The organism is Brevundimonas sp. Leaf363, from assembly GCF_001424025.1.
Classification (GTDB): Bacteria; Pseudomonadota; Alphaproteobacteria; order Caulobacterales; family Caulobacteraceae; genus Brevundimonas.
Genome location: NZ_LMPZ01000001.1, coordinates 94,676 through 120,226 on the forward strand (window position 1 = coordinate 94,676; position 25,551 = coordinate 120,226).

The following is a 25,551-nucleotide window of genomic DNA, read 5'->3' on the forward strand; positions in this document are numbered from 1 at the left end:
CAGCGCAGCCTTAGTATGCCCGCCCGGAGAATTGAAGCGAGCGCGACACCGCACCGCCTTTGCCCCGCCACACGCGCGGGTCTTCATGCGGCCATGACTGCTCGCGGAGCCCGCATGACTGTCCTTCTGTCCCGTCGTACCCTTCTGGGCGTCAGCCTGGCCGCCTTCGCCGCGCCCGCCTGCGCGGGCCCGCCGCCCGACAGCCTGACCCCCGCGGCCTTCGGGGCCGATGCGACCGGCGACGCGACCCAGGCGCTGAACGCCCTGTTCACCGCCGCCGCGCGGGCCGGGCGACCCGCCGACCTGTCCGCCCAGGCGACATACAGCGTCAGCCGGCTGGTCCTGCCCGACGGCCTTCAGACCACCGGAGACGGCGCCGTCTTTCGGGGCGACGACGCGACCGGCCGCAACCAGACCCTGGTCGCGGTGGGCGAACGCGTCCGCATGGAGGCGCTGAAGATCGCCATCTCGGGCGCCAGCCGGGCCGGCTTCCGCATCGCCACCATCGGCAAGGGATGCCAGTTCGAGCGCATCGAGATCGAGGCGGACCAGCAGACCGATACGATCGGCGTCATTTCCGCCGGCCAGGATGTGCGTATCGGCGCCTTCCGCAGTCGCTTCGTCGACCGCCCCCTGCACATCAAGGTCGACGCCGCCAAGCCTGAGCGCAACTTCCGCCTCGGCCGGTTCGAGGCCGAGGGCTATGTCCGCGCGCTGCGACTGGACTACCTCGAACAGTTCGAAATCGGCCCGCTGACCGTGTCCGGCCGCTCGCCCAACGGCAGCAAGCATCCGGGGCACAACGGCATCCTGATCAACGGTTGCCACGACGGCGTCTTCGCCCCCTGCCGCATCGCCGATTCAGGCGAGCACGCCATCCGCATCGGCGGCGCCCAGCGCAACAGCGCGCGCCTGCGCTTCCAGGGCGTGGAGGCGATCCAGCCGGGCGGCTGCGGCTTCAAGATCAATCCCAACTTCCAGCGTTTCGCCGCCGAGGACATCCAGATCGATCGGCTGCACAGCGAGGACGGCGGAGAGCCCCTCAGCGGCAACGCCGATGTCCTGCGCATCACCCACGGCCGCAACATCCGGGTGGGCGAGCTGACCGCGCGCGGAAACAAGCGCCGCGCCTCCGGCTGGACAGGCATCAAGCTGAACGACGTCAATGGACTGACGGTCGAGCGGGCCGACATTCAGGACACGGTCAAGTCGCTGCTGCTGATCGACGAGCGGTCTGACGGCGATCCGGCGGGCGTCTACAACGTCCACATCAAGTCGTTCCGGGGCTCGGTGCGCGACGCGCGCGCCTTCGTCGGCATCGAGTTCGTCTCGCCGACGTACGAGATCGGAAACATCCGCCTGGACGACGTGGATTTCCGGGGCGACGCGGTGAACCTGATCGCCGTTTCCGGCGACGCGACCATCCGCACGAACGGCCCCGTCTCGATCCGGGGCCGCGCCCAAGGCCCCGCCAACATCGACGGCTTCGCGCCGGGCGCCCCGATCTCGGTCGATGTAACGCGCGCCTAGGGCGTCAGGCCGCCCTCGCGGACGATGTCGATGATCTCGCGCAGGTCCTTGGGCGTATCGACCGACAGGGACTTGGACGGCTCGACCACCACCATCTGCAACGGCGCGCCACCTTCGATGAAGCGCAGCTCGTTGATGTCCTCGACCGTCTCGATCGGCCCCCGCGAACGGCCGACGAAATAGTCCAGCGCCGCCTTGTTGTAGGCCAGCACGCCCACGTGCTTGAAATAATCGAAGTGCAGCGCGCTCTTCGGATAGGGAATGGGGCTGCGCGAGAAGAAGATGGCGCGGCCTGTCTCGTCGAACACCACCTTGATGTTGGTGCTGTCGATCACCTCGGCGGGGCTGCCCATCTTGCAGGTCAGATTGGCCGCATAGAGGCCCGTACCCGGCGCCGTCTCGGGGATGATCGCCTCGATGTCGCGATGGTCGATCAGCGGCTCGTCGCCGTTGATGCAGATGTAGAGGTCCGCCTGGACCTGCTCGGCTACCTCGTGCACCCGCGCCGTCGAGGAGCGGTGGTCCGGCGAGGTCATGATGTAGTTCAGACCGTGCGCCTGGCAGGCGTCGGCGATCCGCTGGTCGTCGGTCGCCACATAGACCTCGGCGATCTTCGACGAGCGCGCCACGCGCTTGTAGACCCACGCGATCATGGGCGAGCCGGCGATGTCGGCCAGCGGCTTGCCCTCGAAGCGGGAGGAGCCGTAGCGGGCGGGGATCACCGCGACGATCTTCATACGGGGTCTCGAAATCCTGTGATCGGCGAGCCTAGGGGCCGGGCCGCGAAATGGAAAGGCGCGGGGGTCACTCGGCGGGCGGTTTGGGCGCCCGCTTCTTGAGCGACGGCCCCAGATCGACCCAGCCCGGCTCGAACGGCTGCACCTCGCCCGCCGCGACCCGCGTCTCCAGCCCCTTCAGGAAGGCGGCCGGCTTGTTGAAGGGCAGGTCGCCCAGGTCGGCGAGGTTATAGCGCCACCACTGCGAGGCCTTCAGACGCTCGATCATCGGTTCGCCGAACCGATACCGGATCAGGCGGGCCGGCACCCCGCCGACCATGGCGTAGGCCGGAACATCCTTGGTCACCACCGCCCCGGCGGCGACGATGGCGCCGTCGCCGATGGTCACGCCGCCCCGGATCAGCACATCCTGGCCGATCCAGACATCGTTGCCGATCGTCACACCCTTGGCTTTGGCGCTGAAGTGCGGGTGCTTCATCGTCTTGCCGAACGCCTTCTCGGCGAAGGCGGCGGAATAGGGCCGGTAGGCCATCACGCTGGTGGAGATCCAGTCGGTCGGGTGCGAGGCGCCCATGACCGACACACCGTCCGCGATGCTGCAGTACCGGCCGATGGTGACCGGCCCCGACAGGCCGATGGACCGGCAGTAGGAAAACGCGCCCATCGACAGGAAGCCTCTGGGCGGCATGGTCGAATATCGCTCGGTGCGGACCGGTGCGCGCAGCACCACATCCTCATCCCGCCCGTAGGCGCGGGCGATCTTGTAGGGGTGCTTCAGGAAGATATTGTTCTTGCGAAAGAACTTTTCGATGTCGACCGTGAACGGCACGGTCAGCGGATAGGCTGGATCGCTCACGCCGCCGCCCTCTGCGCCGCGCAGAAGGTCTCGTAGCGCCGGCTCAACGCCTCCGCCGCGCGGGGGTCGAACAGCCGGTGCGCCGCCTCCAGCACCACGGCCGGGCTCAGCGCCGGCTTCTTCGCCTCGAGCCGCTCGACGATCTCCAGCGCCATGCCCGAAGCGTCGTGCGCCCGCCGGGTCTCCTTGAACCACTGGCTCTTCTGTTCGAGGTTCAGCATGTTCTCGACGTAGTACCGACCGCACGCGCTGGCCAGCGCCCTCGCCGCCTCGACCTCGCCGCGCCGGGCGTGGATGTCGGTGCGCAGCAGCATCGAACAACACCCGTTGAAGACCACCCGCCCGAACGGGCTCTGATGGGTGCGCAGATGGGCGATGTAGTCGTCCAGCGCGGTTACCACCTCGTCGAACCGGCCGAGAGACAGCAGCACCTGCCACAGGGCCATGTACATGGACGCGGTCTGGTGCACCCCGTCGGTGCGCAGCAACCCGGTCGCCGGCACGCCCTCCATCCGGTCGATCTGGCGGCGCAGCGCACCGGCCGCCTCTTCCATCAGGCCGGCATCCGCCAGATCGATGGCGGCATAGCCCTGGACCACCGCCGCGATGGCGCGGTCGGCCTCGTCCAGCGGATAGTGGGCGGTGACCTGCCGGGCCGAGAACTGCAGGGTCTCGCGATCGGGCAGCCGCCCTTTCCGCTTGTACCAGGCGGCCTCGAACTCCGCGCGCGTGGAGGGAAACAAGCGCACCAGCTGCCACTCCGGCCCCCGCTTCAGGCCCTTGCCGGAGGCCTCGGGCTTGATTCCCGCGAACGGCTCCAGCGCGGCTGTGTCAGGCAGGCGCGCCCGGCCCTCCCCCGGCTCGCCGTCGAAGGCGAAGTCGGTGGGCCAGGTCAGCACACGTTCGGCGATCCGCTTGCCGCCCCGGAACACGGCGAAGACCACCGGCGAGGGCGCCGCGGTGGGGTCACCCTTCAGCGTCACCTCCGGCGCGCCCTTCCGGATCACGCCGCGGACGGCCGTCAGCGCGATCACGTCGTCTTGCGCGCGCGGGGCCGTGTCGCCTTGGCCAGCACGCCGGCCTGTTCCAGCATGCGTGGCAGCTGGATGCGGCCGTAGGCCTCGTTGGCGTGGTGGTGGTCGCGCGCGCGGTCGCGCTTCCACAGCTCGCGGCGCAGGAAGCCCTGGTCCAGGGCATGAGTGTCGTCCTCGCTGGCCTCCTTGGGCGCCCGGATCACCGGCACGTCCAGATCGGCCAGCGCCTCGAACAGGGCGCCGCGGCACAGGCGGGTGATCTCGAGCACCCCCGCCTCGCCGATGTATTCGACGGCCGGATCGTCGCGGCGCACCTGCGGCGCCTCCACGGCGGCCACCTTCACGCCCATGGCTTTCAGCGCCGCGAAGAAGTCGATGACGTGTTTGAAGTAGTCCAGCGAGACCTGCGTCATCGTCGCATCGCTCAGCGGCTGGGTCGTCTTCAGGCTGGTCCGCCACGGCCGGAACGCCTTCCAGATCGGCGCCCGCAGAAAGACCGTCGTGCCGCCCAGCGACAGCAGATAGACGTGCGGGTCGTTCGGCACGATGGCGGTCCGGCCGATCAGCGCCGTCATCGTCTCGCGCGCGCCCTCGTGAGTGAAGGCGACGCCCCCGTCCTCCGGCACGTAGAACGGCCGCAGCGAGGTGTTGAACGGAAACAGCTTGGCGATCCCCAGGCCGCCGGCCGGCGAGGCATAGGCCGACGGTTCGCTGGTATAGGCTTCGGCGTAGGCCAGGGTGTGCGAGTCGCCGATGATGACGACCTTGCCCCGCTCGACAGGCTTGCGCGCGGCGGCGGGCTTGGCGGCCGCCTTCGCCGGCGACGTCCTGGCCGGCGCCTTCTTGGCCGCCGGCGTCTTCGCGGGCGCCCTGGTCATGCGACCACCGGATCCAGCTTGGCCTCGTCGCAGATGACTTCCATCTCCTTGGCCTCGGCGGTTTCGTATTCGGCCGATCCGGCCATCTCCAGCTTGGGCGACGGCGGACCCCTGAAGTCCCCGTGCGCCTCGAAGAAGCAGCGCATCACATTGGCCACGCCGTCCATCGAGACCTCGCGCATGCCGCTTTCGTAATGGGCGCCCCGGCTCATCGGCGCGGTGATGATCTCATAGCTGGGGAAGTAGTCGACGTAGTCGTGTCGCGCCCGAAGCTCGCCCGCGACGGCCCGCAGCACGCTCTTGGAATAGGTGGTCGAGACCGCGACGTGCTGGTCCTCGGCCGTGGCCGCCAGCGGCACCGGCGACACCGTCAGCAGGAATTTGAGGTTCGGATTGTGCTTGCGCATCCAGGCCATGGTCGCCTCCATGTCCTCCAGGATCTCGCCGAAGCTCAGGTTCTTGAAGACGTGGCGTTCGGGATCGAACTCGCCCGCCACCGTACCCGGACAGGTCGGATAGGCGGCGCCGTCCACCCTATCCATCCACATCTCGGTCAGGCCCAGGGTGAAGACCATCACGTCGGACTTCTTCACCATCTTGCGCACGGCGCGGAAATGGCTGTCGCGCACGGTCCGCAACTCCTCGGCCGACCCGAAGCCGTTGGGCTCGATCGACGGGCGGAAGGGATCGTAGAAGCGGCCGTCCTTTTCCCAGATGTCCTGGCTCGGCTTGAACCGGCCGGTCGCCCGACGGCACATCTGATAGAATTGGCGCGAGGTGTAGATGTTGCCGTAGCGGCCCGAGAACAGGCCGTAGCCATAGGTCTTCAGGTCCAGCCGGGGCACCGGCGACGGCTCGAAGTCCTGGTAGTTGTATTTCCGGGCGCGCAGCTCACGCCCGATGTTCTGGGCGAAACAGCTGCCGGCGGTGGAGATGCGCGTCTTCCGGGTGATCGGGAAGCGCGGGATGTAGAGGTTCTTGTAGGTCCCTTCGGACCAGCCCTCGACGCCGCGACGCCAGAACTGGCGGTCCGGCATGGATTTGTATGGATTGTCCGCCATGCGCGACACGTCTCCCCGCCTCTGGGCTTAGGTTCGCCCAGGCGATCTTGTCAATCAACCGACGCGGGTTCCGCCGCCGTCTCGGCGCCGGCGTCCGTCGCGGCTTTCCGGGATTTCCGTACGCCCCGGCAGAACCGGCTGAACTGCGTATCCAGCACCGCCACCGCCGGCGGATAGTTCACCCGGTTGGCCGCCTGGATCACGGTGGTGGAGCCCAGCGGCTTCAGCCCGTCGTGCAGCCGCTCCATCATCTGCAGGCCCAGCGCCACGCAATCCAGGGAGTGGGTGTTCTCCTTGAACCAGATCGCCTTGCGCGGCAGGCGCGGCAGGTGCTTGCAGTAGAACTCGGCGTTGAAGTTCACCAGCGCGCGCGCCTCTTCGACCTCGCCCTGGATGAAGTGCAGATAGGCGCGCACGAAGATGGTCGAGCAGCCGTTCAGGATGATGCCCGGGAAGGGCATGTCGACCGACTTCAGATACGCGACCGTCTGGTCCAGCGTCTCCATGAAGCCGCGCGCATTGCCGGCCGACAGATACAGCTGCCACAGGGTGAAGCTCATCGAGACGGTCAGATGCTCGCGGTCCGTACGCGGATCGCCCGTCAGCTCCATCTTCGGCGCCGCCTTGATCTCGGCGGCCAGATGCCGGGCGGCGGCCTTCTGGGCGTTCAGATCGCCCAGGTCCATGGCGCGGTAGCCCTGGATCACGGCCGCCACGCTGCGGTGCGACTGGTTCTTGGTGTAGTGCTCCAGGATCTGGTTGGTCGCGAACAGCTGCGTCTCGCGGTCCTGCGTCCGGTTCCGCCGCCGGAAGAAGTGGCGCACGAACTCCTTCTGCGAGGCGGCGTACATCCGCGTCAGCACCCAGCCCCGACCCGTCGGCACCGGCTCGCCGCCCAGCTCGGGCTGGATGGCGCTGATCGGCTTGAACGAGGAGAAGGCGTCCAGGGTCGAGACGCCCTCGTCCGGCTGCTTCTCGTTCCTGAAGGCGAAGTCGGTCGGCCACATCAGCGAGATGACGCCGGCCTTGGCCTTGCCCCTGAACAGAACGAAGCGGATTTCGGTCTCGGGGACGTCGCGCGGCCCCTGGATCGCCACCTGCGGGCGGCCGCGGCGGACCCAGCCGAAGGGCGCGGTGAACGGATGGCTCACCACGACAGGTGCGGGCTTGGCTTTTTCGGCGGGCATCGGGACGGGGGTCTCAGTCTGCCTGGGCGGCGAAGGCGGGCCGGGTGAAGTCAGGCCGGGGCACATGATGCGCCTCCAGCCAGCGGGCGGTGCTTTCCAGGTCTTCCAGCGAGTGGACGTCCAGGCAGCCTTCGGTCTCGTAGACGCCGATGGTGGACCCCATGCACGGCCACGGCGGCTGACCGTTCATGTCGAACACGGCCGATCGCCCGCGCAGCACCCAGAACGAGTGGTCGAAGAAGACCGCCGTCGGCAGGTCCTGGCGGTTGGCGCTGGCGGGGCCGTCGCCGGTGGCGAAGTTGACCAGCGACCCATCGGGCAGCAACCGCTTGGCCCGCATCGGGTGGTATTCGGGGTTCTGGTGGCTGGGCACCACCGACGACAGGTGCGGATGGGCCAGCAGCTTGTCGATGCAGGCGTCGATGACGTCCTCGGTGATCATGCCGACGTTGGCGTGCTGGACCACCAGCACGTCGACCGCACCATCCTTCTCGATGATGTCCAGCGCATGCCGCACCGCGTCGCAGCTCTGGGCCGTCGCGCTGGCCAGTTCAGGCGGGCGCACGATGGGCTGATAGCCGGCCTCGCCCGCCGCGCTCAGGATCTTGTCGTCGTCGCTGGAGACGTAGAAGCGGCTGACATAGCGGCTGCGCCGCGCCGCCGCCGCCGTCCAGTGCAGCAGGGGATGGCCCAGCACCGGCAGGATGTTCTTGTCCGGCAGCGAGCTTCCGCCCCGGCCGATCATCAGCGCCGCGACCACCGTCATCGGGCGATCCATCGGGAAGCCGTCAACCGGGCGGCAGGGCTGAAAAGCGGGGCTCGGGTCGTCATCGTGACTTCACGCCGGTGGGTTGGCCGACCTTGATAGGGCCGAAGCGGCGCGGCGGCGAGTGGTTTTGATCACCCGGCCCGCCGCCCCGCGCCGAGGCTCAGGACGCGTTGGCCTTGGGGCGGAAATACTTGTGGTGCTCGCTCTCGTTGACCTTCTTCTCGGCCGAACCCAGCACCACCTCCGCTTCGCGGATCTTGTCGACGTATTCCTTGAAGGCCGGCGTGGTCAGGTCGACCGCCACGGCGTCGAAGTGGGCCCATTCGGTGTTGCCCAGCTTGACGTGCTTCTCGATCATCCGCGCGCCGGCGGCGGCCGCCAGGGCCGAGCCGAACCAGCCGAAGTCGTGGCTCGAGAAGGCCGGAACGACCTTCGGATATTTCAGCGACAGCTCGTGATAGTGGCGCACCACCGCGACGTGGCAGTCGTGCTGCGGCGTCGGATAGGCCGAGTTGGCCTGCATCAGATACAGCGTCTCCATCTGGGTGAAGTTCTCCAGCACCCAGGTCTCGAACGTGGTGTCCGTCATCCCGGTCGAGAGCACCACGCCGCCCCGGTAGTTGTCGGCGACGTATTTCAGATAGTCGGTGTGCTCCGAGATCGTCGACGGCAGCTTCACGATCTTCGGATCGAACTGCAGCATGAACTCGAACGACTTCTGGTCCAGGATCGAGGCGAACCAGTCGACGCCCAGCTCCTTGCACAGCGCATCCACGAACTCGAAGTCGTCGCGGGTCAGCTCCAGCGCATGGCGGTATTCCCCGAACGTCTTGCCATACGGCGACACATAGGGGCTGGCCATCTGTTCGGCGGAATAGAAACTATCCGGGTCGCGCTTCTGCAGCTTGACGTGGTCGGCGCCGGCGGCCGCGGCGGCGCGGATCATGCGCTCCAGCCGGTGGCGGTCGCCGAAGTGGTTGGTGGTCAGCTCAGCCGTCACGGTGACGGCGTGCGCCCCGTGGGCGCGGCGCGCCTCGGCCGGCATGAAGCGGGCGTTCAGCTCCTCGGCCGACATGCCCGAGAAGTTGCGGCCGCCGACGTGCACGACCTCCAGCTCGGAGTTCTTCAGAACATAGAGGGCGTTGAGGAAGAAATGCTCCTGGGCCGCGATCTTGGCCGCGCGGTCCTGGGCCGTCGCCTCGTCATAGTCCGAGGTGATGGCCGAGGCGTAGCCGAGCGAGGTCTGGAAGTCGAAGCCGACCATATAGACGGTCTGCGGCCGGCCGCGGCGTTCTGCGGCCATGCGGGCGACCTTCAGGGCCGACAGGAACTGCACCTCTTCCAGGACGAACTCGCCCGACTGGAAGCGCTGCATCATCAGGTCCGAGCTTTCCTGGCTCAGCGGCATGTACGGCGCCTTGACCACGTCGCCGCGCACGGGGCGGAAATCGGTCGAGGTGATGTACAGGCGCGAGCGACCGCCCGAGCCGGCCAGGGCCGTCTTCACCCAGTCCTCGTGGAACAGGGTGATGTCGGCCGGCGCGATGCGCTCGGCGTCGTTCAGCGCGATGACGAGGGAGCCGGCGAAGACCTCCGGCCGGACCAGATCAGCCGATGGGCCCTTGCCCAGGATGAAGATCGTATCGGTGCCGTATGTCGACGCGATGTCGCCGACCCGCTTGGAGATAGTGTCCGTCATAGGGTTTTCCATCGATCTCGACGTCGCAACGGTTCTCGAGCGCCAGCATTACGCCGGCCAGAAGATCCCAGGAGTAGGCCCCCCGGGGATTGACGAAGCGAGCGAGAGCCCCGCGCGCGACGTTATAAAGGTTGTAGACCGCGCATCCTAGGATGCGGGCCTCGGGATCCGACGGCGGCTGGGCCGCCTTGCCGTCGGCGATCAGCGTGTCCAGCACGCCCAGGGTCTCGTTCTTCAGCGTGGACGAGACCCCGACGATGCGCGAGCGCAGCAGGGGCGGCGTATCGCCCGTCATCAGGTGACGACCCATCTCGGGCAGCTGCAGCAGGCTGCCGGCGTGGGCGCCGTCCTTCCACAGGGTCAGGGCCACGCCCCATTCGGGCAGGCCCGAACAGAAGTTCTCGGTGCCGTCGATCGGATCGACCACGGCGATCCAGCCTTCGGGCGACTGGTCGTCCGCGTCCTGGAAGGTCTCTTCGCCGATCACCCGCACGCCGGGCAGGCGCGACTTCAGGAAGTCGCCCAGCTCGGTTTCCATCAGGATATCGGCCTGGGTCACCGGACTGCCGTCCGGCTTCCACGTCACGTCGTAGCGCAGGGCCTGCAGGCGCGGGACAAGGTCCCCCGTCAGCATCATGACGTCGGTCAGAAGCGGTCGAACGTCCATGATCCCCGGATGCCGGCTATGCCGCCCCCCGTGGACGCGCGCGCCTCCTTATCGCCAGTCGCGACGGGCCCGCAAGCGTCGCCGCCTCGCGGGCGAGCGCCACGCCGCCGATGGGCGCGAGACCGCCGCCATTGTGCAACGGCCTGGGATGGGTCAATTCCCGCTCTCATGACCCAGGATTTCGCCCTTTCGACCCCCGACGACATCGCCCGCATGACCGACCGCGCCCGCGAGGTGGTGCGGCTGAATGTCCAGGCGCTGGAGGCGCTGGAGCGCGCCATCGACGTCAACATCGCCCGCGCCTGCGACGTGATCCTGGGCCGGCCCGGCTATGTCGTCGTCACCGGCATGGGCAAGTCCGGCCACATCGGCGGCAAGATCGCCGCCACCCTGGCCTCCACAGGCACCAACGCCTTCTTCGTCCACCCGGCGGAAATGAGCCACGGCGACCTGGGCATGCTGCGGTCCGACACCACCCTGCTGGCCATCTCCAACTCGGGCGAGAGCCGCGAGCTGCGCGATCCGCTGATCTATTGCCAGCGCAACAACATCCCGGTCATCGGCATGACCCAGCGCGCGTCCAGCTTCCTGGGCCGCGCCTCCGACGTCACCCTGCTGATGCCCAGCGTGGCCGAGGCCTGCCCCAACGGCCTGGCCCCCACCACCTCCACCCTGATGACCCTGGCTCTGGGCGACGCCCTGGCCATGGTGCTGATGGACCGGCGCCAGTTCTCGGCCATGGACTTCGGCCTGCATCACCCGGGCGGCGCCCTGGGCATGAGCCTGCAGAGCGTGCGCGAGTGGATGGGCGACAACCACGCCCCGCCCGCCAGCGTGCCCGAGACCGCCCGCTTCAGCGAGGTCGTCTCGGCCATCACCGAGGGCCGCAAGGGCTCTGTCGCTGTGCTGGACGCCGAGGGCCGCATGGTCGGTGTCATCACCGACGGCGACATCCGCCGCGCCTTCTCGCTGGACATCGGCGCCATCAGCGCCACCGACTTCATGGGCAAGAACCCGATCACGGTGGGCCCGGACGCCCGCATGAGCGACGTCATTGACCTGCTGGCGGCCAACAAGATCTCCAACCTGTTCGTGGTCGAGGACCATCGGCCGGTGGCCATCATCCACATCGCCGAACTGATGCAGGCCGGCTATGTCGTCTGACGGACCGCCCACCGCCGATCTGCTGGTCGGCCGCGTCATCGCCATGCCGGGCGACGCGAACCCCGAGGGCGACATCTTCGGCGGCTGGCTGCTGGCCCAGATGGACCTTGCCGGCGCCACCCCGGCGTTCGAGCTGGCGCGCGGCCGCTGCGCCACCATCGCCCTGGACGGCATGGTCTTCCATCAGCCGGTGTCGATCGGCGACGAGGTCTCGACCTACGCCAAGGTCGTGAGGACCGGCCGCACCTCCATCCGCGTCCTGGTCGAGGCCTGGAAACGCTCGCGCGGCCAGCCGGATTCCGAGGCGGTGAAGGTGACCGAGGGCGTCTTCACCTATGTCGCCATCGATCAGGACCGGAAGCCCAGGCCCCTGCCGGATCAGGGCGCGCCAGCCCCGAATTCTTGACCTTTCGGGGTGCGAGGCCTACCTCCGGACCATGTCCATCCGCCGCATCCTGACCATCGACAACAGCGCGGACCTGCAGGTCCTCAAGCAGGTGTCCAAGCCCGTCGAGACCGTCGACGCGCCCTTGCGCGCCCTGATGGATGACATGCTGGAGACCATGTACGACGCCCCCGGCATCGGCCTGGCCGCCGTGCAGATCGGCGAGACCAGGCGCGTCATCGTCATGGATCTGGGCGACCGCGACCTGGGCGACACCGATGTCGCCGGTGACGTCGCGGAGCCGGAGATCGACGAGGCCGCGCGCCGCAATCCGCGTTATTTCGTGAACCCTGAGATCGTCTGGTCGTCCGACGAACTGTTTTCCTATGAGGAAGGCTGCCTGTCGGTGCCGGAGTATTTCGACGCCGTCGAACGCCCGGCGCGCGTCCGCCTGCGCTACCTGAACTATGAAGGCCAGCCGGTCGAGGAAGAGGCGTCGGGCATGTACGCCGTCTGCATCCAGCACGAGATGGATCACCTGGAGGGCGTCCTGTTCATCGACCACCTGTCGCGCCTGAAGCGCGAGCGCGCAGTGACCAAGGTCAAGAAGATGGCGCGCGATCGGGTGGCCGCCTGATGGGTCGTGACCGTATCACCGACCGCCACGGCCGGCGCCGGATGACGCGCAGCGAGCGCCTGGGCGTCGGCGGCGTCATCACCCTGGCGGCCGTCGCCCTGGCCGGCGTCGTGGCCGGCGTCATCATCGACCGCCTGCTCGACTTCGACGACGCCATGGACGCGGGCGGCGAGTGGGACGAGGGCGGCGGCGTCTCCACGCGCTGGCAGTAAGTCCGCTCACGGGCTAAACGCCCGCCCATGCGCATCGCCTTCATGGGAACCCCCGAATTCGCCGTGCCGTCCCTGGGCGAGCTGATCGCCTCAGGGCACGACATCGTCGCGGTCTATTCCCAGCCGCCCCGCCCGCGCGGCCGCGGCCAGACCGTCAAGCCGTCCCCCGTCCAGGTCCTGGCCGAGACCATGGGCCTGCCGGTCTTCACGCCCGAGAGCCTGAAGGCGCCCGAGGCCGTCGAAACCTTCCAGAGCCTGGACCTCGATGCGGCCTGCGTCGTCGCCTATGGCCAGATCCTGCTGCCGGCGGTGCTTGAGGCGCCGCGTCTGGGCTGTTTCAACCTGCACGGCTCGCTGCTGCCGCGCTGGCGCGGCGCGGCCCCGATCCAGCGCGCCGTCATGGCCGGCGACCGCGAGACGGGCGTCCAGATCATGCGGATGAGTGAGGGCCTGGACGAGGGCGCCATCCTGCTGTCCGAACAGGTCACCATCCGCCCCGACGACACCTCCGCGTCGCTGGCCGAGCGGATGGCGACCATCGGCGCCGGGCTTTGGCCAAGAGCATTGGCCGCCATCGAGCGCGGCGGCGTCACCGAGACGCCCCAGGCGGGCGAGCCGACCTACGCCCGGAAGATCAAGCCCGCCGAGGCCCGCATCGACTGGACCCGCCCGGCCGCCCAAGTCGACGCGCACATCCGCGGCCTGTCGCCCTTCCCCGGCGCCTGGTTCGAGGCCCCCGGCCCCGACGGCCCGGTCCGCATCAAGGCCCTGATGTCCGCCGTCGCCCAGGGCACGGGCGCGCCGGGCCAGGTGCTGGACGGCGGACTGCAGATCGCCTGCGGCGACGGCGCGGTCCGCCTGAGCCGCGTTCAGCGCGAGGGCCGTGCGGCCCAGTCGGCCGAGGACTTCCTGCGCGGGTTCGCGCTTCCGACCGGCGCGCGGCTCGGCTGATGCCTCGCTACCGCCTCACCGTCGAATACGACGGCTCCGGCTACAACGGCTTTCAGGCCCAGGCCGGCCAGCCGACTGTGCAGGGCGCCATCGAGACCGCCGTGCTCGCCTTTTCCGGCGAGAGCATCCGCATCGCCGCCGCCGGCCGCACCGACACCGGCGTCCACGCCACCGGCCAGGTGGTCCAGGTCGATCTGGACAAGGCCTGGCCCGCCCGAACCGTCGTGAACGCCCTGAACGCCCACCTCATTCATGAGGCGGTCTCGGTGCTGGACTGTGTGGAGTCCGAGAACGACTGGCACGCCCGTTTCTCGGCGACCGGGCGGCGCTATCTCTATCGCATCCTCAATCGCCCCGGCCCGCCGGCGCTGGACAAGGGCCGGGTCTGGCACCTGAAGAAGGCTCTGGACGCAGACGCGATGCGGGCGGCGGCGAAGGCCCTGATCGGCCACCACGACTTCACCACCTTCCGCGACGCCCAGTGCCAGGCCGACAGCCCGATGCGGACGCTCGACGTGGCCGAGGTGACGCGGGCGGGCGAGGAGATCCACGTGCGCTTCGCGGCGCGCAGCTTCCTGCACCGTCAGGTTCGCTCGATGGTGGGATCGCTGGCCGAGGTCGGCCTTGGCCGCTGGGCGCCCGACGATCTCGGCGCGGCGCTGGCCGCGCGCGACCGACGCGCCTGCGGCCCCGTGGCGCCGGCCACGGGGCTGTATCTGACGGGCGTGCGGTATTGATCCGCTCGCCCCGGCGAAAGCCGGGACGAGCGGAGCATTCTTAGTTCTTGGCGGCTTCCGCGCCCGAGGCCACGGCCGAACCGGCGGCCGAGACGTCGCGGCCGACGCCCGAAACGGTGTTGCAGGCCGAGACGGCCAGGGCGGCGGCGACCAGGGTGAAGACGACGATCTTGCGCATGATAGAATCCCTTGGGGGAGTGGATGACGGGCGCTGAACGCCAAGCTTGGCCACACGGTTGCATGGCCAAGATGCGGTCGTGTCTGCTACGGGCGCGTCCATGACCTCGACGCCACACTCCGCCACCCCCACCGCCGCCCAGCGCCTGGTCGAAACCCTGGTCGCCAACGGCGTCGACCGGGTCTTCTGCGTGCCGGGCGAAAGCTATCTGGCCGTGCTGGACGCCCTGGCCGACGTGACCGACCGCATCCAGGTCATCGCCTGCCGCAACGAGGCCGGCGCCGCCAACATGGCCGAGGCCTACGGCAAGCTGACCGGCAAGCCCGGCATCTGCATGGTCACGCGCGGGCCGGGCGCGACCCACGCCTCCATCGGCGTGCACACGGCGCATCAGGATTCCACGCCGATGATCCTGTTCGTCGGCCAGGTGGCGCTGGCCGACCGGGGGCGGGGCGCCTTCCAGGAGGTCGACTACCGCCAGGTCTTCGGCGGTCTGGCCAAATGGGCGACCGAGATCGAGAGCGCGGACCGTACGGTCGAGATCGTGGAGCGCGCCTTCGCCACCGCGCTTCAGGGCCGGATGGGGCCGGTCGTCATTGCCCTGCCCGAAGACATCCTGACCGCCGACGGCGGCCCGGCGCCGCGCCGCGCGGTCGAACCGGCCAAGGCCGCGCTGGACCCCGCCTTCGCCCAGGCCGTCGCCGAACGGCTGGGCCAGGCCGAGCGGCCGCTGCTGATCCTGGGCGGGTCCGGCTGGTCGCAGGCGGCCGCCGACGCCATCGCCGTGTGGTCCGAGAAGCTGGGCATCCCCGTCGCCCTGTCGTTCCGCCGCAAGGACCTGATCGACAACGACCGCTCCAACTACGCCGGCGACCTGGGACTGGGGCCGAACCCCAGGCTGATCCAGCGGGTGAAAGACGCCGACCTGATCGTCGCCATCGGCGCGCGCCTGGGCGAGAACCCGACCCAGGGCTACAGCCTGTTCGACCGGGCCGAGATCGCCGATCGCCTGATCCACATCCACCCGGGCGCCGAAGAGCTAGGCCGCGTCTGGCCGACCCTGATGAGCGCCACGGCCGACAACAGCCTGGCCGCCCTGGCGCTGGCCCAGACCCAGCCTATCCGCAGCTGGCCCGACCTGGCCGCCCAGGCCCATGCCGACTTCGAGGCCTTCATAGAGCCGGTCAGCGTCACCGGCGACGTGAACATGAGCCAGGTGATCCGCCACCTGGGCGAGGTCCTGCCCGCCGACGCCATCCTGACTAACGGCGCCGGCAACTACGCCGCCTGGCTGCACCGCTTCCACAAGCACCATACGAAGGGCACCCAGCTGGCCCCGACGTCCGGCGCGATGGGCTACGGCTATCCCGCCGCCCTGGCCGCCAAGAGCGTCCATCCCGAGCGCGAGGTCATCTGCGTGGCCGGCGACGGCGAGTACCTGATGACCGGCCAGGAGCTGGCTACCGCCGTCCAGTACGGGCTGAACGTCGTCGTCGTCATCGTCGACAACGGCACCTACGGCACGATCCGCATGCACCAGGAGCGCGACTATCCGCACCGGGTCATCGCCACCGACCTGAAGAACCCCGACTTCGTCGCCTACGCCCGCGCCTTCGGCGCCTTCGGCATCCGCTGCGAGACCACCGAAGCCTTCCCCGCCGCCCTCGCCGCCGCCCGAGCCGCCGGCGAACCGGCGGTGATCCACCTGCTGACCTCGCCCGAGGACATCGCGCCGGGAAGAACGCTGAGCCAGCTACGGGGCGGCTAGGCGCCGAACCCTCTCCCAGAGGGAGAGGGCTTGAGGCTCCAAGAGCGAAGCGATTGGCCAAGCCGAAAGGGTGAGGGGACCACGCTATCCTGTGAGGGAATACCCCTCACCCTTTCGCGCCAGAACGACGGCTATCGCCGCCGTGCGCTCAAGCCCTCTCCCTCTGGGAGAGGGGGTTGGAGGGAACGCATCTCCGCCGCAAAGCTTTCGCAAGCTCGAAGCCTGATCGCTCCGGGAGCCCCTTTATGCGCGCCTTCGTCCTGATCTCGTCCGTGGCGGCCCTGGCCGTCTCCGCCTGCGCCACGCCCGGCGATCCCGGCGCCCCGCCGCCGATGGCCGACAACGGCAACGACTGCGCCGTCATCGCCGCCGTGGCCAAGGAGCACTACCAGTTCAATACCACCGACCGCCTGCCGCCGCCGCTGTGGCTGGACGGCGAAGGCTCAGGCTGGTCGCCGCGCTGCAACTGGAGCCAGTACGGCCTCAGCTTCCCGCGCACCTTCGACCCCGACGCCCGCCCGGCGCCGGGCGAGCGCATCCAGTGGGTGTCCTTCAAGCGGCCGCGCTATGACGGGCGCGGCGCCGTGGTCGAATCCGGGATCATGCATGGCCCCCTGGCCGGCATGGGCGTCGAATGCCGGGTGTTTTCGGGCTTCGCCGGCTGGACCGCCCCCGACTGCCGCAATACCTGGATCTCGTAAGGGCGATTTCCTGACGGCCGGTCAGGCTGTAAGCCGCTCGCATGCGAACGGTGGATGTCCTGATCGTTGGCGCCGGCGCGGCCGGCATGATGTGCGCCATCGAGGCCGCCCGGCGCGGCCGCTCGGTCCGCATCGTCGACCACGCCCGCGCGCCCGGCGAGAAGATCCGCATCTCCGGCGGCGGGCGCTGCAACTTCACCAACACCGGCTGCGGCCCGCACGCCTTCCTGGGCGAGAATCCGCGCTTCGCGACCTCGGCCCTGAAGCGCTACAGCCAGCACGACTTCATCAAGCGCGTCGATAAGGCCGGCATCGCCTGGCACGAGAAGACGCTGGGCCAGCTTTTCTGCGACGACAGCGCCAAACAGATCGTGCGGATGCTGACCGACGACATGCGCGCGGCGGGCGCGGTCCTGTCGCTGGGCGTGTCGGTGGAGCGGGTGGGCAAGACGGCCGCCGGCTTCGAGGTGGCCCTGTCGGACGGATCGTCCGTGACGGCCAGGTCGCTGGTGCTGGCGACAGGCGGCAAGTCGATCCCCAAGATGGGCGCGACCGGCTGGGCCTACGACACGGCTCGCGCGTTCGGGCTGCGCGTCACCGACACCCGCCCGGCGCTCGTTCCCCTGACCTTCGAGCCCGGTCTGATGGAGCAGCTGACGCCTCTGGCGGGCGTGGCGGTGGATGCAGTGGTCACCCTGGCCTCAAGTAGCCCGAAGGGCGATAGGCCCACTTTTAAGGAGGCGATGCTCTTTACCCATCGGGGTCTGTCGGGCCCGTCGATCCTGCAGATCAGCTCCTACTGGCGCGAGGGCGAGCCGATCACCGTCGCCATGGCGCCGGGCGAGGCCGTCTACGACCGGCTGAAAGCGGCCAAGGAAGAGAACGGCAAGCAGATGGTCCACACCGCGCTGGGCCACATCATCCCGCGCCGCCTAGCCGAGAGCGTCACGGATCGCGCCGGCGTGAAGGGCAAGCTGGCCGAGGTCGGCGACAAGACCCTGCGCAAGCTGGACGAAGCGGTGAACGCCTGGACCGTCAAACCCGTCGGCACCGAGGGCTATCGCACCGCCGAGGTCACCCTGGGCGGCGTCGCTGTCGACCAACTGGACCAGCAGACCATGGAGGCCAAGTCCGTCCCCGGCCTGTTCATCATCGGCGAGGCGGTGGACATCACCGGCTGGCTGGGCGGCTATAATTTCCAGTGGGCCTGGTCGTCCGGCTGGTGCGCCGGGCAATCCTGTTAGGGGCGCTAACGCGCGCGACGCGGTCGCGCGCTGCTTGAGCGCAGACTTCCTGTTCCGCGCATCCCCGCGGACGCGGGGATCCAGTGAGAACCCCGCGCACCCCGGCGGCCGTCCCGCCTGAAGCCAAAGCACTGGATCCCCTCGTCCGAGGGGATGAGCGGGTTAAGGCTCAGTAGGCGTAAAGCCGCACCACCTGCGTCTGCACGGGCCCCGGCGTCAGGCGGACGTGCCGCCCCTGATGGGTCTCGTCGCCGTTCAGCAGGCGCAGGGGCTTCCACTCGCCCGCCGCGTACTCGCCCAGCCAGACGCTCTCCAGCCCCGCCACCTTCGCCGGATCGGCGGCGGCGATCGTGATGGTCACGCCCGTGCCGATGACGACCAGTTCGTCGGCGCCGGTCTGCAGCACTAAGGCTCCGTGGCCGCGCAGGTCCTGCTGGTCGCGCGGCGTCCACGGATCGACCGGCGTCAAGGTCAGCACCCAGTCGCCCATCCGCATCGTTTCCGTATCCGCCATCGCCACGCCGTCGTCCCCGACCCGCGCCCGGAAGCCGTCCAGCCGATCCGTCCCGCGCGCGGGTGCGATCAAGGGCCAGGCGCCCTCGACTTGGCGGTAGAGCGTCTCCAGCTCATCCGCCTTTTCCGGGGTCAGGTTCTCTATGGAGAAGGGGCTGAAGCCGATGGCGTCGTGGCGGCCGATGGCGAACAGGGCGTTGGCGACGGTGTCGGCCCGGTTGGCCCGGTTGGCCTCGGGGATGAACAGGGCCTCGCCCGGCCGGTCGTAGGGCGCGATCCAGTCCGCGAACCCCTCGAAATAGATGTCCGGCGCCAGCAGGTCGATCGACGGCGCGCCCGCGTCCCAGACCGGGAACAGATGCGCCAACGGCCCCGCGCTGGGGTATCCGCCCGGCGCGACGCCCGGCCGGTTCAGGGCCGCATCGACATACATCGGCAGCGGGTATCGCGCCTTGCCCGCCGCAGCGACCGCCTCGGCGTAGCGGGCGTAGGCCCAGGCCTGGAAAATCTCCTCGCCCGCCGGCGTGTCGCCGAACACCCGCCCCCAGCTGCCGGAGCGGCCGGGCGCCATCCGCGCCAGCAGTTCGGCGGGAACCTGACCGGCCCAGGCTGCATCGGCGACCGGGCCATGCTCCCTCGCAGTGGGCAGGAAGCCGATCTCGTTCTCGGCCTGCACCATGATCACGGTCCGCCGCTCGCCGTCCACCCGCGCCAGATGGCCCATCAGCGCCGCGAAGGCCGCCGCATCGGCGTCCCGCGTCGCCGGATCGAAGGCCGACAGGATCTCCTGCCGCCGCCCCTCAGCGTTCGTCGTGCGGGGAAACCGCGCCGCGTCCCGCTTCACCCAGGCCGGGACGTAGCTGGACATGGAATTCTTCCACGCCCCGAACCACAAGATCACCAGCCGCTGGTCGTGCGCCCGCGCGCCCTCCAGCAGGCTGTCGACCGAGGCGAAATCGAACCGCCCCTCCTCCGGCTCGATCAGCTCCCACGACACGGGCGCCAGCACGGTGTTCAGCCCGGCGCGCTGCAGTGTTTCCCAATGCGGGGCCATCGACTGCGGCGTCGAGGCGGTGGAGTTACCCAGTTCGCCGGCCAGCATGACGAACGGCCGGTCGTCGACCAGCAGCTGCAGCGTATCCTCGTGCGGAACCAGGCGCGGGATACTCTCCGCCGGCGCGGCCCCGGCGGTCAGGGTGAGGGCGGCGATCACGCAGAAGGCGATGCGGCGCATGGCGTTCCAGGAAGCTTGCATCCCCCACCATGTCCGATCCGGCCGCGATCGGCTATGGACCCGCCCCATGCCCTTCACCGCTACCGTCCTGACCATGTTCCCCGAGGCCTTTCCGGGCCCGCTGGGGGTGTCGCTGATCGGCACGGCGTGGCGCGAGAAGGGGCTGTGGAGCCTGGAAACCCTTGACATCCGGGGCTTCAGCGAGGATAGGCGCGGCTTCCTCGACGACACCCCTGCGGGCGGCGGCGCGGGAGCTGTGCTCAAGGCGGACGTGGTGGCCCGGGCGGTGGATAGCCTGTCGGGGCCAAAGCGGCCGCTTTTGTACATGAGCGCCCGGGGTCGGCCCCTGACCCAGGCACGCGTGAAGGAATGGGCCAAGGCGGACGGCATTGTCGTCCTTTGCGGCCGGTTCGAGGGGGTGGACCAGCGGGTGCTCGACGCCCGGGGGTTCGAGGAGGTCGCCGTCGGCGACGCGGTCCTGGCCGGTGGCGAGGCGGCGGCGATGGTGGCGATCGAGGCGTGCGTACGACTGATCCCCGGAGTGCTCGGCTCGGGCGAAAGCCTGTCGTCCGAGAGTTTCGAGGACGGCCTTCTGGAACATCCGCAGTTCACGCGACCGCGGACGTTCGAGGGGCTGGAGATACCCGAGGTCCTGCTGTCGGGCGACCACAAGAAGGTCGCATCCTGGCGTCAGAAGCAGCGGGAAGAGACCACGCGGGAACGGCGTCCAGACCTCTGGGCCGCCCACCTCGCCAACTTACAGCTAAAGGGCGCAAAGCCCGTGGAGACATGACATGAATATCGTTCAGCAGCTGAACGCCGAAGAAAAAGCCCGCGTCCTGGGCGACCGCAAGATCCCGGACTTCCAGCCCGGCGACACCCTGCGCGTCAATGTGAAGATCAAGGAAGGCGAGCGCGAGCGCGTCCAGGCCTTTGAAGGCGTCTGCATCGCCCGTGACGGCGGCGGCATCAGCGAGACCTTCACCGTGCGCAAGATTTCCTTCGGCGAGGGCGTCGAACGCCGCTTCCCGATCCTGTCGCCGAACGTCGAGTCGATCGAAGTGAAGCGCCGCGGCGTCGTCCGGCGCGCCAAGCTGTACTACCTGCGCGACCGTCGCGGTAAGTCGGCCCGGATCGCCGAGCGCCAGACCGCCCGCGCGCCCAAGGGCGCCCAGGTGCCGGTCACCGGCACGGCCGACACCCCGGACGCCGAATCCTGAAATCAGGCTGACGTCAGATACTGAAAAGCCCCGGCGGAAACGCCGGGGCTTTTTGCATTTCGAGCGTCCGCTCAAGCGCCGCTAGTTCGGGAACAGTTCGCCGCTGGCGTCCCTCTGGCCTTCCAGACTGTGCTTCAGGCCCCGCATTTCCGCCTGGCCGTCGGCGACGCTGGCGTGGGCCCGGCGGATGGTTTCGCGGGTCGTGGCGGACAGCTTCGGGTCGGCGATCGCCTTCTCGAAGCGCTGGCCGATCCCCTGGTCCGCATCGATGGCGTCGATGGGCGCGGTGTCCGGCATCAGGGCGTGGCGGATGTCCATCAGGGCGCGCTTGCCCTTGGCCAGGATCGAACCGCTCTCGGCCGGCTCGCCGCCCAGGCCGCGCACGGCCCCCTGAAGCTCGCCGGCCACGTCGCGGCGGGCGAAGCTGCGTTCTTCCAGCAGGGCGCGGCGGCTGGCGTCTTCGGTCTCGGCGGCGGCGTCGCGATAGATGTCGGCGCTGTCCAGGGCCGCGCCGATCAGGCCGTTCAGAACTTGGATGTCATGGTCGTTGGGGTTGGACATTCGGGTCTCCGTTCCTTCAGGAAACGCCTATCGACCCGCTGAGGTTTCGCCCGTCCGGGCCCAAAGCCTCACAGCCTGGTGCGCAGCGACCACAGCTCGGGGAAGCAGCGCCGCTCCAGCGTCGAGGCCAGATAGGCCGCGCCGTCGGTCCCGCCCGTGCCGCGCCGCCGCCCGATGATCCGCTCGACCGTCACGACGTGCTTGTGCCGCCAGGTGGTCAGGGCGTCGTCCAGATCGACCAGCTTCTCGGCCAGTTGATACAGGGCCCAATGGCGTTCGGTGTCGCGGTAGACCTCCAGCCACGCCGCCTCGACGGCCTCGGACGGCTGATAGGGCTGGCTGACGTCGCGGCCCAGCACCTCGGCCGGAACATCCACGCCCGCTTTGGCCAGTTGCTCCAGCGCCAGATCATAGAGACTGGGCGCATCCAGCGCCGCCTTCAGCGCCGCCCAGGCCGCGGGCCGATCTTCATGGAAGACCAGGAAGCGCGGATCCTTCAGACCCAGCATGCTCTCCAGCCGCCGGAACTGGTCGCTCTGAAAGCCCGAGCTGGAGCCCAGCACGCCCCGGAACCGCAGGTAGTCCGCCGGCGTCAGGGTGGACAGGATGTCCCAGCTCTGGGTCATCACCGCCTGGATGCGGCTGACGCGGGCCAGGCTCTTGTAGCTGGCGCCCAGGTCTCCCGCGCCGATCCGCGCCATGGCCAGTCCGACCTCGTGCAGGATCTGCTTGAGCCACAGCTCCTTGGTCTGGTGGATGATGACGAACAGCATCTCGTCATGCTGATCCGACAGCGGCTTCTGCGCCGCCAGCAGTTCATCCAGCGCCAGATAGCCGGCGTAGGTCATGTCCGAAGGCGCGTCGCTCACAGCCAGCCCTTCTTCTTGAACCACAGCAGCGGCAGGATCGCCGCCACCACCATCGCCGCGACGGCCGTGGGATAGCCGCCCATCCAGTGCAGCTCGGGCATGTGATCGAAATTCATGCCGTAGATGGAGGCGATCAGCGTCGGCGGCATGAAGGCCACGGCCGCCACCGAAAAGATCTTGATGATCGACGACTGCTCGATGTTGATCAGGCCCAAGGCGGCTGAGAGCTGGAAGTTGATGTTGGCCGCGATCGCCTGATTGTGGGTGATCAGGCTCTGGGCGTCCGCGCTGAGCGACCGCAGATGTTCGCGCCGGTCGGCGTCATGCGCCAGCTGGCCGTCCAGATTGACGAAGGCGAAAACCCGCAGCAGGCCCGCCAGGCTCTGCTCCAGCCGGGCGTTGGCGATCTGGGCCCGGCCCAGCTTGGTGATCAGCTTCTCGAACCCGACCGTGCGCCCCTCGGCGAAGACGTGGTTCGAAATCGCCTCGACCCGCGTCACGGTCTTGGACAGCACGTCGGAGTTGCGGTCGATCACCGCCTCCATCAGGTGCAGGAACAGCGCCGGGCCCGCGTCGCACAGGGCCGGCTCCTTGGCCAGCTTGGCGTCCAGCGTGGCGAACGGGCGCGGGTTGAAATAGCGGATGGTGATCAGCGGCCCGCCGGTCAGGATGAAGGTGACCGGGTCGATGGCGGGGATGTCCGCGTCGCCGTTGTGGATCAGGTCTGCGGTCGCATAGATGGTGCCGTCGTCGCGATAGACGCGGCTGGACGCCTCCAGCTCCTGCATCTCCTCGCGGGTGGGGATCGACAGGTTCAGGGCCGCCTCCAGCCCCAGTTCCTCGTCGCGCGTCGGGGCGACCAGGTCCAGCCAGATGACGTCGGGCCCCAGGCTTTCGCCGGGTCGAGGCGTGTGGATTTCGCAGGTCGCACCGCCCGCGCGGTAAAGCCGGATCATGGGGCCTTATGCGGCCAAAACCCCCGGGCCGGAAAGCCTAGTTGTGGCCGGCGCCCGGCGTGGCGACCGAGGCGATCTCGGTCCCGGCGCGGTAGGCGTCGCGGGCGCCGTGGTAGATGAAGCCGTAGGTCGGATAGACCGTGGTGCCCAGGTCGTGGATCGGATTGTACCAGACCTTGACCTGCGACCAGTCGTTGGCGCCCGAGACGTCGACGACGGTGACGTTCTCCTCGACCCGGCCGCGGCTGCCGCCCCAGTTGGCGTGGGTCACGCGGATGACGCGGTCGGTCAGGATGTCGGAGACGACGGCGACGTGGCCCCGGCTCATCCGGCCCTCGGGACGGAAGACCAGCACCGAGCCGGTTTCCGGCGCGCGGCCGGTGCGGAAGCGGCTGGTCGCCTGGTTCCACCAGGTCCACGCGTCGCCGAAGATCTGGATGCCCGAGAACATCCGGGCGAAGGTCACGCACTGCCAGTAGGGCTCGTCGGCCTTCGCCGACGCCGGCGCGGTGACGCCGAACAGAGAAAAAGCAAGGGTCGCTGCAACCACAGCGGCTTTGAGCTGTTTCATCATGTTCGCTGGATATCCCGACCTGCCCCGAAGACGGTCAGGGTTAAACGATAGGGCCGGGCGGTTGAAGACGCGTCTCTCGCGAATTGGTGCGCTGCGTTGACGCACCCGTTCGCTTCGCACGCGCATCGGCAAGGCCTCGCAGCCAGCGACGGGCGGGCTTCTCGACCAAGTGATACGAGACCATGGCGGCGGGGACGAGGCCCACCAGCACCACCAGCCAGACCACGGGCGGCAGGCCCGCATCGCCCAGCCCCAGCGCCTTCTTAGCCAGGTTCACGGCCACCAGCTTGTAGGGCGTCAGCACCATATAGACCGAGTAGCTGACCTCCCCCAGATAGACGGCCGGGGCCGACGCCAGCACGCCGGCGCGGGCGTTGGGCAGGCAGGACAGCGCCAGGATCAGGCCGCCCGCCATCACCACCGTTATCGCGTCCCACAGGCCGAAGGCAGCGCTGGCCAGCATCAGGCAGGCGAACACCCCGGCGCACAGCCCCGGATGTCTCAGAGGCCGGGCGCGGTAGACGAGATAGAGGGCGCAGCCCAGGGCGAAGCACGGCACGATGCGAAGCGCGCCCCAGCGGATGGTCGCCTCGGTCAGGGCGAAGCCCGTCAGCTGCGGGAAGATCCAGTATAGGCCGCCCAGCACCGCGACCGCCGCCGTCACGGCCGCCCATGGCCGCGCCCGCAGCCTCCAGGCGACGAAGGCGAAGGCAGGGAACGTCAGATAGGCGAACCATTCCGCCGAGATCGACCACGACGGGTGGTTCCAACCGGCCGTCGGCGCGAAGCCCCAGGCGTGCACCATCAAAAGATTGGCCGGCAGCGACGACCAGCTGAGGATATTGGCGTCGATGGCCATGCCGGCCGCCGTCGCTGCGACGCCCAGCACGCCCACCGCCGTCAGGGTGAACAGATGGAGCGGATAGACCCGCGCGATTCTGGCCCAGAGAAAGCCCTTGTAGGAAAACCGCTTCTCGCCGGCCGCCGCCAGATAGACGTGGCTGAGGATGAAGCCGGACAGGACGAAGAACAGCTCGACGCCCAAGTACCCCTTGGCCGCAAGACCCGGCGAAATCTGTCCTGCGGCGCCTCCGCCGCTCAAATCCGGCCAAAAGGCGTAGACGGCGACCCAAGCTGCGGCCATGAAGCGGAGCGCGGTCAGTGAACGCAGGTCCTGGGGTGTTTCAACCGGGGTCATGCGGCCTATCTGCACCAGATGCGCTTTCAGA

The 25,551-nt window shown here is 68.8% G+C and carries 28 protein-coding genes; 12 read left to right on the plus strand and 16 right to left on the minus strand.

What is annotated here, in order from left to right; translation table 11 throughout:
- Nucleotides 1–114 precede the first annotated feature (114 nt).
- Nucleotides 115–1,530, plus strand: coding sequence for a hypothetical protein (locus ASG17_RS00470; protein WP_056097958.1), 1,416 nt, complete (start codon nucleotides 115–117; stop codon nucleotides 1,528–1,530).
- Here ASG17_RS00470 and ASG17_RS00475 read toward each other — a convergent pair.
- From ASG17_RS00475 to ASG17_RS00515, 9 genes are all read right to left on the minus strand, one after another.
- Nucleotides 1,527–2,267, minus strand: coding sequence for a 3-deoxy-manno-octulosonate cytidylyltransferase (locus tag ASG17_RS00475; protein ID WP_056097960.1), 741 nt, complete (start codon nucleotides 2,265–2,267; stop codon nucleotides 1,527–1,529). The two genes, ASG17_RS00470 and ASG17_RS00475, sit on opposite strands and share 4 nt — an antisense overlap.
- A 67-nt stretch (nucleotides 2,268–2,334) precedes the next feature.
- Nucleotides 2,335–3,123: a CatB-related O-acetyltransferase gene (locus tag ASG17_RS15985; protein ID WP_056097962.1), complete on the minus strand. Its 789-nt coding sequence runs from the start codon at nucleotides 3,121–3,123 to the stop codon at nucleotides 2,335–2,337.
- A complete protein-coding gene (locus tag ASG17_RS00485) occupies nucleotides 3,120–4,157 on the minus strand; it encodes a hypothetical protein (RefSeq protein WP_056097964.1) in 1,038 nt (345 codons plus the stop codon). Before ASG17_RS00485 ends, ASG17_RS15985 begins: the two co-directional genes overlap by 4 nt.
- Nucleotides 4,154–5,035, minus strand: a complete 882-nt coding sequence (locus ASG17_RS15610) for a hypothetical protein (protein WP_056097965.1) — start codon at nucleotides 5,033–5,035, stop codon at nucleotides 4,154–4,156. The genes ASG17_RS00485 and ASG17_RS15610 overlap by 4 nt, the downstream gene beginning before the upstream one ends.
- Nucleotides 5,032–6,096, minus strand: a complete 1,065-nt coding sequence (locus tag ASG17_RS00495) for a GSCFA domain-containing protein (protein ID WP_082496033.1) — start codon at nucleotides 6,094–6,096, stop codon at nucleotides 5,032–5,034. The genes ASG17_RS15610 and ASG17_RS00495 overlap by 4 nt, the downstream gene beginning before the upstream one ends.
- Nucleotides 6,097–6,146: 50 nt before the next feature.
- Entirely contained in the window at nucleotides 6,147–7,283 is a 1,137-nt protein-coding gene (locus ASG17_RS00500) for a hypothetical protein (protein ID WP_056097968.1), read from the minus strand.
- 13 nt (nucleotides 7,284–7,296) lie between these two features.
- A complete protein-coding gene (locus ASG17_RS00505) occupies nucleotides 7,297–8,049 on the minus strand; it encodes a cytidylyltransferase domain-containing protein (protein WP_162238757.1) in 753 nt (250 codons plus the stop codon).
- 163 nt (nucleotides 8,050–8,212) lie between these two features.
- On the minus strand, nucleotides 8,213–9,751 hold the full coding sequence (locus ASG17_RS00510; RefSeq protein ID WP_056097974.1) for an N-acetylneuraminate synthase family protein: 1,539 nt from the start codon (nucleotides 9,749–9,751) through the stop codon (nucleotides 8,213–8,215).
- Nucleotides 9,660–10,418, minus strand: coding sequence for an inositol monophosphatase family protein (locus ASG17_RS00515; protein WP_056097975.1), 759 nt, complete (start codon nucleotides 10,416–10,418; stop codon nucleotides 9,660–9,662). The genes ASG17_RS00510 and ASG17_RS00515 overlap by 92 nt, the downstream gene beginning before the upstream one ends.
- Nucleotides 10,419–10,586: 168 nt before the next feature.
- On the opposite strand from ASG17_RS00515, the gene ASG17_RS00520 reads away from it, so the two are divergent.
- From ASG17_RS00520 to truA, 6 genes are read left to right on the plus strand one after another with little or no spacing between them, the layout of a single operon-like run.
- A complete protein-coding gene (locus ASG17_RS00520; protein WP_056097978.1) occupies nucleotides 10,587–11,582 on the plus strand; it encodes an SIS domain-containing protein in 996 nt (331 codons plus the stop codon).
- The gene (locus tag ASG17_RS00525; protein WP_056097980.1) at nucleotides 11,572–11,988 is read left to right on the plus strand and encodes an acyl-CoA thioesterase; all 417 of its coding nucleotides are present in this window, start codon (nucleotides 11,572–11,574) and stop codon (nucleotides 11,986–11,988) included. Before ASG17_RS00520 ends, ASG17_RS00525 begins: the two co-directional genes overlap by 11 nt.
- 31 nt (nucleotides 11,989–12,019) lie before the next feature.
- Nucleotides 12,020–12,604 (plus strand): peptide deformylase, encoded by a 585-nt coding sequence (gene def, locus ASG17_RS00530; RefSeq protein ID WP_056097982.1) that lies wholly within the window; start codon nucleotides 12,020–12,022, stop codon nucleotides 12,602–12,604.
- Nucleotides 12,604–12,816, plus strand: a complete 213-nt coding sequence (locus tag ASG17_RS00535) for a hypothetical protein (protein ID WP_056097984.1) — start codon at nucleotides 12,604–12,606, stop codon at nucleotides 12,814–12,816. The genes def and ASG17_RS00535 overlap by 1 nt, the downstream gene beginning before the upstream one ends.
- A 27-nt stretch (nucleotides 12,817–12,843) precedes the next feature.
- A complete protein-coding gene (gene fmt / locus ASG17_RS00540) occupies nucleotides 12,844–13,767 on the plus strand; it encodes a methionyl-tRNA formyltransferase (RefSeq protein WP_056097986.1) in 924 nt (307 codons plus the stop codon).
- Nucleotides 13,767–14,504 carry a tRNA pseudouridine(38-40) synthase TruA gene (gene truA / locus ASG17_RS00545; RefSeq protein WP_056097988.1) on the plus strand — a complete coding sequence of 246 codons (738 nt, stop codon included), beginning with the start codon at nucleotides 13,767–13,769 and terminating at the stop codon, nucleotides 14,502–14,504. The genes fmt and truA overlap by 1 nt, the downstream gene beginning before the upstream one ends.
- Before the next feature lie 40 nt (nucleotides 14,505–14,544).
- On the opposite strand, the gene ASG17_RS00550 is transcribed toward truA, so the two are convergent.
- Entirely contained in the window at nucleotides 14,545–14,682 is a 138-nt protein-coding gene (locus ASG17_RS00550; RefSeq protein WP_056097990.1) for an entericidin A/B family lipoprotein, read from the minus strand.
- Nucleotides 14,683–14,782: 100 nt separating this feature from the next.
- On the opposite strand from ASG17_RS00550, the gene ASG17_RS00555 reads away from it, so the two are divergent.
- From ASG17_RS00555 to ASG17_RS00565, 3 genes are all read left to right on the plus strand, one after another.
- Nucleotides 14,783–16,450 (plus strand): thiamine pyrophosphate-binding protein, encoded by a 1,668-nt coding sequence (locus tag ASG17_RS00555; RefSeq protein WP_056097991.1) that lies wholly within the window; start codon nucleotides 14,783–14,785, stop codon nucleotides 16,448–16,450.
- Nucleotides 16,451–16,695: 245 nt separating this feature from the next.
- Entirely contained in the window at nucleotides 16,696–17,151 is a 456-nt protein-coding gene (locus tag ASG17_RS00560; RefSeq protein WP_056097992.1) for a hypothetical protein, read from the plus strand.
- A 41-nt stretch (nucleotides 17,152–17,192) separates the two neighbouring features.
- Nucleotides 17,193–18,395, plus strand: coding sequence for an NAD(P)/FAD-dependent oxidoreductase (locus tag ASG17_RS00565; protein ID WP_056097994.1), 1,203 nt, complete (start codon nucleotides 17,193–17,195; stop codon nucleotides 18,393–18,395).
- A 169-nt stretch (nucleotides 18,396–18,564) separates the two neighbouring features.
- Here ASG17_RS00565 and ASG17_RS00570 read toward each other — a convergent pair whose 3' ends face one another.
- Nucleotides 18,565–20,163 carry a DUF5597 domain-containing protein gene (locus tag ASG17_RS00570; protein ID WP_082496035.1) on the minus strand — a complete coding sequence of 533 codons (1,599 nt, stop codon included), beginning with the start codon at nucleotides 20,161–20,163 and terminating at the stop codon, nucleotides 18,565–18,567.
- A gap of 46 nt (nucleotides 20,164–20,209) precedes the next feature.
- Here ASG17_RS00570 and trmD point away from each other — a divergent pair, with 46 nt between their 5' ends.
- On the plus strand, nucleotides 20,210–20,935 hold the full coding sequence (gene trmD, locus ASG17_RS00575; RefSeq protein ID WP_056098885.1) for a tRNA (guanosine(37)-N1)-methyltransferase TrmD: 726 nt from the start codon (nucleotides 20,210–20,212) through the stop codon (nucleotides 20,933–20,935).
- Nucleotide 20,936: 1 nt separating this feature from the next.
- The gene (gene rplS / locus ASG17_RS00580) at nucleotides 20,937–21,362 is read left to right on the plus strand and encodes a 50S ribosomal protein L19 (protein WP_056097998.1); all 426 of its coding nucleotides are present in this window, start codon (nucleotides 20,937–20,939) and stop codon (nucleotides 21,360–21,362) included.
- An 81-nt stretch (nucleotides 21,363–21,443) separates the two neighbouring features.
- Here rplS and ASG17_RS00585 read toward each other — a convergent pair whose 3' ends face one another.
- From ASG17_RS00585 to ASG17_RS00605, 5 genes are all read right to left on the minus strand, one after another.
- The gene (locus ASG17_RS00585) at nucleotides 21,444–21,923 is read right to left on the minus strand and encodes a PA2169 family four-helix-bundle protein (RefSeq protein WP_056098000.1); all 480 of its coding nucleotides are present in this window, start codon (nucleotides 21,921–21,923) and stop codon (nucleotides 21,444–21,446) included.
- 68 nt (nucleotides 21,924–21,991) lie between these two features.
- Complete coding sequence (locus ASG17_RS00590) at nucleotides 21,992–22,771, minus strand: tryptophan 2,3-dioxygenase (RefSeq protein WP_056098889.1); 780 nt, start codon at nucleotides 22,769–22,771, stop codon at nucleotides 21,992–21,994.
- Nucleotides 22,772–22,788: 17 nt separating this feature from the next.
- Entirely contained in the window at nucleotides 22,789–23,748 is a 960-nt protein-coding gene (locus ASG17_RS00595; protein ID WP_056098002.1) for a magnesium transporter CorA family protein, read from the minus strand.
- Nucleotides 23,749–23,785: 37 nt separating this feature from the next.
- Complete coding sequence (locus ASG17_RS00600; protein ID WP_235560324.1) at nucleotides 23,786–24,319, minus strand: CHAP domain-containing protein; 534 nt, start codon at nucleotides 24,317–24,319, stop codon at nucleotides 23,786–23,788.
- A gap of 43 nt (nucleotides 24,320–24,362) precedes the next feature.
- On the minus strand, nucleotides 24,363–25,520 hold the full coding sequence (locus tag ASG17_RS00605; RefSeq protein ID WP_056098006.1) for an acyltransferase: 1,158 nt from the start codon (nucleotides 25,518–25,520) through the stop codon (nucleotides 24,363–24,365).
- Between the last annotated feature and the right edge of the window lie 31 nt (nucleotides 25,521–25,551).